Origin of the sequence: Streptomyces fuscigenes (genome assembly GCF_021556455.1) — a bacterium.
In the GTDB taxonomy this organism is placed as follows: domain Bacteria; phylum Actinomycetota; class Actinomycetes; order Streptomycetales; family Streptomycetaceae; genus Streptomyces; species Streptomyces fuscigenes.
Window position 1 is genome coordinate 1 of sequence record NZ_JAKGCV010000258.1, and the last position, 8,070, is coordinate 8,070.

The 8,070-nt window shown below is 71.8% G+C and carries 6 protein-coding genes; 3 read left to right on the top strand and 3 right to left on the bottom strand.

Annotation, left to right across the window (positions count from 1 at the left end):
* The first annotated feature begins 209 nt into the window (after nt 1-209).
* On the top strand, nt 210-2,582 hold the full coding sequence (recD2, locus tag L1885_RS19210; RefSeq protein WP_235798389.1) for an SF1B family DNA helicase RecD2: 2,373 nt from the start codon (nt 210-212) through the stop codon (nt 2,580-2,582).
* Nucleotides 2,583-2,748: 166 nt separating this feature from the next.
* Nucleotides 2,749-4,062: a citrate synthase gene (locus L1885_RS19215; protein WP_235798390.1), complete on the top strand. Its 1,314-nt coding sequence runs from the start codon at nt 2,749-2,751 to the stop codon at nt 4,060-4,062.
* Nucleotides 4,063-4,771: 709 nt separating this feature from the next.
* Here L1885_RS19215 and L1885_RS19220 read toward each other — a convergent pair.
* The 3 genes from L1885_RS19220 to L1885_RS19230 all read right to left on the bottom strand — a co-directional run bounded on the left by L1885_RS19220 (nt 4,772) and on the right by L1885_RS19230 (nt 6,906).
* A complete protein-coding gene (locus L1885_RS19220) occupies nt 4,772-4,990 on the bottom strand; it encodes a heavy-metal-associated domain-containing protein (RefSeq protein WP_235798391.1) in 219 nt (72 codons plus the stop codon).
* Between the two features lie 188 nt (nt 4,991-5,178).
* Entirely contained in the window at nt 5,179-5,376 is a 198-nt protein-coding gene (locus tag L1885_RS19225) for a helix-turn-helix transcriptional regulator (protein ID WP_235798392.1), read from the bottom strand.
* Between the two features lie 546 nt (nt 5,377-5,922).
* Nucleotides 5,923-6,906: a sugar phosphate isomerase/epimerase family protein gene (locus L1885_RS19230; protein ID WP_235798393.1), complete on the bottom strand. Its 984-nt coding sequence runs from the start codon at nt 6,904-6,906 to the stop codon at nt 5,923-5,925.
* Nucleotides 6,907-7,089: 183 nt separating this feature from the next.
* Here L1885_RS19230 and iolC point away from each other — a divergent pair.
* Nucleotides 7,090-8,070: 5-dehydro-2-deoxygluconokinase (iolC, locus tag L1885_RS19235; RefSeq protein WP_235798394.1), on the top strand; the 981-nt coding region annotated here is incomplete at its 3' end.

Below are 8,070 nucleotides of genomic sequence, written 5' to 3' on the forward strand. Positions count from 1 at the left end.
ACCCGCGCACGGGCGTCCCGGGTGCCCGGTCCGGTCGTCCGGGGCGCCTGCGGGGCGCGGGCGTCCCGGGTGCCCGGTCCGGGCCGCGCTGGTCGCCGGGCTGGGCCGTCACCCTCGCGGGTGGCCGAGTTGTCCCCAGTCGCCGCCGGGGCGGCGCCGGTTGTCCACAGCCCCGGCAGGGTGTCGTCCGCTGGGGATAACGTCGGGGCATGTCCAGCCGTCCGCCCCAGCAGCGCCAACAGGTCCGGCGACCTCAGCAGACCGGGCAACCCGAGCAGACCCCGCACACCCACCAGAAGCAGCATCCCGAGCAGGCCCAGCAGGCCCAGCAGGCCCAGCCGGCCCAGCAGGCCCCGCAGGTCCCGCCGCCCCGCGCGCCCGCCGTGCTGGAGGCCGTGCTGGAGCGCATCACGTACGCCAACGAGGAGAACGGCTACACGGTCGCGCGCGTCGACACCGGCCGCGGCGGCGACCTGCTGACGGTCGTCGGCGCACTGCTCGGCGCCCGGCCCGGCGAGTCGCTGCGCATGGAGGGGCGTTGGGGCTCCCACCCGCAGTACGGCAAGCAGTTCACCGTCGACAACTACCGGGTCACCCTGCCGGCGACGATCCAGGGCATCCGGCGCTACCTCGGCTCGGGCCTCGTCAAGGGCATCGGCCCGGTCTTCGCGGACCGCATCGTCAGCCATTTCGGCCTCGACACCCTCGACGTCATCGAGCAGCAGCCCGGACGGCTGATCGAGGTCCCGGGGCTCGGCCCGAAGCGGACGAAGAAGATCACGGCCGCGTGGGAGGAGCAGAAGGCCATCAAGGAGGTCATGGTCTTCCTCCAGTCCGTCGGCGTCTCCACGTCCATCGCGGTGCGCATCTACAAGAAGTACGGGGACGACTCGATCTCCGTCGTGCGCGAACGGCCCTACAGTCTCGCGGCCGACGTCTGGGGAATCGGCTTCCTGACGGCGGACCGCATCGCCCAGTCCGTCGGCATACCCCACGACAGCCCGGAGCGCGTCAGGGCGGGCCTGCAGTACGCGCTCTCGCAGTCCACCGACCAGGGACACTGCTACCTGCCCGAGGACCAGCTGATCGCCGACGGCGTCAAGCTGCTGCAGGTCGACACGGGCCTCGTCATCGAATGCCTCGCGGAACTCGCCGCGGACCCGGAGGGCGTCGTGCGCGAGCGGCTGCCGGGCCCGGACGGGGAGGAGGTCACGGCGGTCTACCTGGTCCCCTTCCACCGCGCGGAGGCATCCCTCGCGGGCCGGCTGCGGCGCCTGCTGCGGGCGGACGAGGACCGCATGCCCGCCTTCCGCGACGTGGCGTGGGAGCGGGCCCTGCCCTGGCTCGCGAAGCGCACGGGGGCGTCCCTGGCGCCGGAGCAGGAGGAGGCGGTCCGGCTCGCGCTCACGGAGAAGGTCGCGGTGCTCACGGGGGGCCCGGGCTGCGGGAAGTCCTTCACGGTGCGCTCGATCGTCGAGCTGGCCCGGGCCAAACGCGCCACGGTGGTGCTGGCCGCGCCGACCGGGCGCGCGGCCAAGCGCCTCGCGGAGCTGACCGGCGCGGAGGCGTCCACCGTCCACCGGCTCCTGGAGCTCAAGCCGGGCGGGGACGCCGCGTACGACGCGGACCGTCCCCTCGACGCGGACCTGGTCGTCGTGGACGAGGCGTCGATGCTCGACCTGCTGCTGGCCAACAAGCTGGTGAAGGCGGTGCCGCCGGGCGCCCATCTGCTGCTCGTCGGGGACGTCGACCAGTTGCCGTCGGTCGGGGCGGGCGAGGTGCTGCGCGATCTGCTCGCCGAGGACGGCCCGGTGCCCCGCGTGCGGCTCACCCGGATCTTCCGGCAGGCGGCGAAGTCCGGGGTCGTCACGAACGCCCACCGGATCAACGAGGGGCTCCCGCCGCACACGCGGGGCCTCGACGACTTCTTCCTCTTCGTGGCCGAGGAGACCGAGGACGCCGGCCGCCTCGCGGTGGACGTGGCGGCGCATCGCATCCCCGCGAAGTTCGGGCTCGACCCCCGCCGGGACGTGCAGGTCCTCACGCCCATGCACCGGGGCCCGGCCGGCGCCGGCGTGCTCAACGGGCTGCTCCAGCAAGCCGTGACCCCCGCGCGGCCCGGCCTTCCGGAGAAGCGGGTAGGCGGCCGCGTCTTCCGGGTGGGCGACAAGGTCACCCAGATCAGGAACAACTACGAGAAGGGGGAGAACGGCGTCTTCAACGGCACGGTGGGCGTCGTCACGGGCATCGACGAGGTCGAGCAGCGGCTCACCGTGCTGACCGACGAGGACGAGGAGGTGCCCTACGACTTCGACGAACTGGACGAGTTGTCCCACGCGTACGCGGTCACGATCCACCGCTCGCAGGGCAGCGAGTACCCGGCCGTGGTCGTCCCCGTCACCCGCAGCGCGTGGATGATGCTCCAGCGGAATCTGCTCTACACGGCGATCACCCGGGCGAAGCGGCTGGTCGTGCTGGTGGGTTCCCCCCAGGCCGTGGCCCAGGCCGTGCGCTCCGTGTCGGCCGGCCGCCGGTTCACCGCCCTCGCCCATCGCCTCGGGCAGCGGGCCGTCGGGGTATGAAACATCACGTAGGACTTCCGGAACCAGGGCGAAGGGGGCAGGATGAGCGAGTTGGCGGCACTGAGTGCCGCCAATAAGCCCAATGGTCGACCCCGAGTGCACCTTCCTGCGCCAAATGGGGGATGGTAGAGACATCAGGGCACCTCGAAGAAGAGGCACTACGTCGGTGAGGGATGACGTGAGCGAGAAACGCGACAACGACGCGGTAGTACTGCGGTACGGCGATGGCGAGTACACCTACCCGGTGATCGACAGCACCGTCGGTGACAAGGGCTTCGACATCGGCAAGCTCCGCAACCAGACCGGTCTCGTGACCCTGGACAGCGGCTACGGCAACACCGCCGCCTACCAGTCCGCGATCACCTACCTGGACGGCGAGCAGGGCATCCTGCGATACCGCGGCTATCCCATCGAGCAGCTGGCCGAGCGGTCCAGCTTCGTCGAGGTGGCGTACCTGCTGATCAACGGTGAGCTGCCGACCGTGGATGAGCTCGCCACGTTCAAGAGCGACATCACCCGGCACACCCTGCTCCACGAGGACGTCAAGCGGTTCTACGACGGCTTCCCCAAGGACGCCCACCCGATGGCGATGCTGTCCTCCGTGGTCAGCGCGCTGTCGACGTTCTACCAGGACAGCCACAACCCGTTCGACGAGCGCCAGCGCAACCTCTCGACGATCCGGCTGCTCGCCAAGCTGCCCACGATCGCCGCGTACGCGTACAAGAAGTCGGTCGGCCACCCCTTCGTCTACCCGCGCAACGACCTCGGGTACGTCGAGAACTTCCTGCGCATGACCTTCTCCGTCCCGGCCCAGGAGTACGACCTCGACCCGGTCGTCGTCTCCGCGCTGGACAAGCTGTTCATCCTGCACGCGGACCACGAGCAGAACTGCTCCACGTCCACCGTGCGCCTCGTGGGCTCCTCGCAGGCGAACATGTTCGCCTCGATCTCCGCGGGCATCAACGCCCTGTGGGGACCGCTGCACGGCGGTGCCAACCAGTCCGTGCTGGAGATGCTCGAGGGCATCCAGGCCAGCGGCAGCGACGTCGACACCTTCATCCGCAAGGTGAAGAACAAGGAAGACGGCGTCAAGCTCATGGGCTTCGGCCACCGCGTCTACAAGAACTTCGACCCCCGGGCGAAGATCATCAAGGCGGCCGCGCACGACGTCCTCTCCGCTCTCGGCAAGTCCGACGAGCTGCTCGACATCGCGCTCAAGCTGGAGGAGCACGCGCTCGCCGACGACTACTTCGTCGAGCGCAAGCTCTACCCCAACGTGGACTTCTACACGGGCCTGATCTACCGCGCCATGGGCTTCCCGACCGAGATGTTCACGGTGCTGTTCGCCATCGGCCGGCTCCCCGGCTGGATCGCCCAGTGGACCGAGATGATCAAGGAGCCCGGCTCCCGCATCGGGCGTCCGCGCCAGATCTACACGGGCGAGGTCGAGCGCGACTTCGTGCCGGTCGAGGGCCGCTGACCGCAGTCCCGGCACCTCGCACACGGGCGTCCGTGTGCCGCTCGCGCACCGCACCGCGCGAGTCCGGCACGCGCGGCGCCCGTTCGCGTTCTCCGGGCGGCGCCGACAGCCGCGGGCCGTCCCGCGCACCTCCGGGTCCGCCGGGGTCACCCGGTCCGTCCCGTCACCGGGACCACCGGGACCACCGGGACCACCGCGATCACGCGATCCGGGCAGCGAAAAGCGCCCCGCTGCCGATCCCCCCACGGGTCGGCAGGCGGGGCGCTTTCCATATCCCCGGAGCGGATTCCCCCCACGGGATCCGGGCCGGGCGTTCTACCGCGACCATCAAGGCCACGTGTGCGGTTCGACCGGGGTACGTACGGGAGGGCCGCTCAAGCTCCCCGATGCACGTGCCCCGGCCAATCGCTAGCCCGAGATGTCCCCCAAGACATCTCGTGAACGTCCCCCAAGACGTTCAATGGCATCGTCCTCTATGACACACGAGCTGCCTTGATGGTTACCCATAAATCTATGTGATCTAGGTCTCCATGTGAAGGACTCGTGCCCCATGTGAAGGACACGCAACCGCAAAGACCTGGTCAGGCGCCTGCCCGACCTCCAGGGATGTTCGCCTCGGCCCCGGATTTCTCGTGCTCCGCGTATGGAGCGGCGGATCCGCCGCACGAGCGCGGCCACGGTGTGAGCGGCTGGAGTCGAATTTCCGGCCTCAGGCCTGTCCGGCCAGTTCGTAGCCGGCCTCGTCGACGGCGGCCCGCACGGCCGACTCGTCGAGGGGGCGCTCGGACGTCACGGTCACCTTGCCGGTGTCCGACGCCGCCTGGACGGAGACGACGCCGTCGATGCCGGAGATCTCGCCGGCCACGGCGCCCTCGCAGTGGCCGCAGCTCATCCCCGTGACCTGGTAGACGGTGGTCACGTTGCTCATGACGTCCTCCTCGACGAACGTGGGTGGCACAGTGCGCTCCACTGTACCCCTAGGGGGTATGGCGTCACGTGGCGGGCGGGCCGCGAGGAGCGGTCCCGTCCCGCGCGCCGGGGTGCGGGGGAGCGGCGGCCGCGAGGACCCGGCGCGCCGGCGGGGGTGGGGCGCGTCGTGGGGTCCGGCGGCCCGGGTCAGCCGCGGCGGCCCCGGTTGCCCGGCCGGCCCGCGACCCAGGTCCGGATGGTGTCGGCGAACCAGTAGGGCTTGCCGTTCTCGACGTGGTCGGGCGGCGGCAGCAGTCCGTGCTTGCGGTACGAGCGGACGGTGTCCGGCTGGACGCGGATGTGTGCGGCGATCTCCTTGTAGGACCAGAGTCTCGTGTCGGTCATATGGGTCCGTGCCTCCCTGCGCGCGCCGCGGCGCCGGTCCTGACGGCCGGGCGGGGGGCCCGTGGCGCGATCGGCCGGTGATCACCAGGCCTGTGTCCATTCAGCGACGCAGCGTGATGGGGTGTCGATGCCTGTCGCGCCCCTGTTGCATGAAACCCGCGTAACGGAGACATCCGTCACCAATGATCGACTTTTGTGACAGAAACGGTTCTGTGGTGCGGAAGTTGACGTACGTCAACTCTTGCGACAAAGAGACATCACTTGTAGTGATCTGACGGCTGACGGCTGACGGCTGACGGCTGACGGCTGACGCCGCGACGGCGCCGGGGGAGAGGGGCGTGCCTCGGCCGCGGCCCGCGCCACGGGGCTCGCGTCCGGGGGCGACCGCGGCCCGTCTCCGCGTGCACGGCCTCCGGCCCGACGTCCCTGCGGCCTGACGTCCCTCCGCCCCCGGCGCCGGAGGCGGCGCCCCGCGTCCGGGAGCCCCTCGGAGGGCCCCCGGCCCCGGGGCCCGCCCTCGGCGGCGCGTACGGAGGACGCGGGCGGTCAGAGGCCGCAGCCGCGCAGGTAGTGCCGGGTCCGCCGGGCGATCGGCAGGGGGCGGTCCGGCTCGCAGGGGTACATGTCCTGCTCGACGATGGCGAACAGGTCCACGTCGAGCCGGCCGGCCGCCGCGAGCACCGGCTCCAGCGCGGGCACCCCCGTCGGCGGCTCGCACATCACACCGCCCGCGACGGCGGGCCCGAAGGGCACCTCCCGCGCGACGACGTCCGCCAGCACCCGCGGGTCGACCTGCTTCAGATGCAGGTAGCCGATGCGCTCGCCGTACGTCTCGATCAGTTCGACGCTGTCGCCGCCGCAGTAGGCGTAGTGCCCGGTGTCCAGGCACAGCGAGACGGACGCGGGGTCGGTCGCGTCCAGGAAGCGTGCCACGTTCGGCGCGGTGTCGATGTGCGTGTCCGCGTGCGGGTGCACGACGATGCGCAGCCCGTAGCGCTCCCGGACCTCGTGGCCCAGGCGTTCCGTCAGGGACGTCAGATCGCGCCACTGCCGCGGCGTCAGCGTCCGGTCCTCGCGGACCTCGCCCGTCTTGTCGTCCCGCCAGAAGGACGGGATGACGACGAGGTGCTCCGCGCCCGCCGCGCGGGCCAGTGCGGCGACGGAGGCCACGTGCTCCCACGTCGCGTCCCACACGGCCGGGCCGTGGTGGAGCCCCGTGAACACCGTGCCCGCCGAGACGCGCAGCCCCCGGCGTGCCGTCTCGTCCAGCAGCCGTGCGGGGTCGCTCGGCAGGTACCCGTGGGGACCGAGTTCGATCCACTCGTAGCCGGCCTCCGCGACCTCGTCGAGGAAGCGCTCCCACGGGACCTGGCGCGGGTCGTCGGGGAACCAGACGCCCCACGAGTCCGGGGCCGAGCCCACCCGGATCCGCGGCGCGGCGGGACGCGTGGCGGAAGGAGCCGCGAAGGCGGCGGGTGCGGGCTGCTGCGACGACGACGGCGAGGGCGACGAGGGCGCTGAGAAGGCCATGACGACCAGCTTTCCGGCCGCCGGGAAGCGGTGTCAAGGCAACGTCCGAATGTCCGGACATACCGTTGACAGGGCTTTGTGCGGAGCAGTAGACAGGTGCCGACCTCCGCGAGGAGAGTCCGCGCGGGGCGCCGGTCGCACGGCGCGTGAGGCAGGTCCGAGACAGGCGGAGGGACGGGAGCCATGGACCCCGGGCCGTACGACGTGATCACGATGGGCCGGATCGGGGTGGACCTCTATCCGCTGCGGACGGGCGTGTCCCTGGCGGACGTGGACAGCTTCGGCCGCTTCCTCGGCGGCTCGGCGGCGAACGTGGCCGTCGCGGGCGCGCGGCTCGGCCTGCGCACCGCCGTCGTCACCCGCACCGGCGCCGACCCGTTCGGCACGTACCTGCACCGGCAGCTGCGGGAGTTCGGGGTCGACGACCGGTTCGTCGCCCCGGTCGCGGAGTACCCGACGCCGATCACCTTCTGCGAGGTCTTCCCGCCCGACGACTTCCCGCTGTACTTCTACCGCCGGCCCAAGGCCCCGGACCTGGAGATCCACCCCCACGAACTGGACCTCGACGCGGTGCGCGACGCGCGGGTCTTCTGGATGACGGGCACGGGCCTGTGCGCCGAGCCCAGCCGGACCGCGACGCTGGCCGCGCTCGGGGCCCGCGCGTCCGGCGGCCTCACGGTCTTCGACCTGGACTGGCGGCCCATGTTCTGGCAGGAGGACCCGCGGGCCGTGTACGCGGAGGCTCTCGCGCGGGCGAGTGTCGCGGTGGGCAACCTGGACGAGTGCGAGACCGCGATCGGCGAGCGCGACCCGCACGCCGCGGCCCGCGCTCTGCTGGCCGCGGGGCCCGAGCTGGCCGTCGTGAAGCAGGGGCCGAAGGGCGTCCTCGCCGTCCACCGCGACGGCACGACCGCGCAGGTCCCCCCGGTGCACGTCGACGTGGTCAACGGCCTGGGCGCGGGGGACGCGTTCGGCGGCGCCCTCTGCCGCGGCCTGCTCGCCGGGTGGCCCCTGGAGCGCACCATGCGGTACGCGAACGCCGCCGGGGCCATCGTCGCCTCCCGGCTCGCCTGCTCGTCCGCGATGCCCTACGCGCACGAGGTCGACCAGGTCGCGGGCGGCGGTCCGGTCCCGCCGCAGCCGGACCCCGGGCAGCCCGCGCCC

What these genes read in the sequence shown, in the direction of transcription:
- L1885_RS19230 (WP_235798393.1), bottom strand. Translation starts at nt 6,906, where the DNA reads ATGGCCTTCTCAGCGCCCTCGTCGCCCTCGCCGTCGTCGTCGCAGCAG.
- recD2 (WP_235798389.1), top strand. Translation starts at nt 210, where the DNA reads ATGTCCAGCCGTCCGCCCCAGCAGCGCCAACAGGTCCGGCGACCTCAG.
- L1885_RS19225 (WP_235798392.1), bottom strand. Translation starts at nt 5,376, where the DNA reads ATGACCGACACGAGACTCTGGTCCTACAAGGAGATCGCCGCACACATC.
- L1885_RS19220 (WP_235798391.1), bottom strand. Translation starts at nt 4,990, where the DNA reads ATGAGCAACGTGACCACCGTCTACCAGGTCACGGGGATGAGCTGCGGC.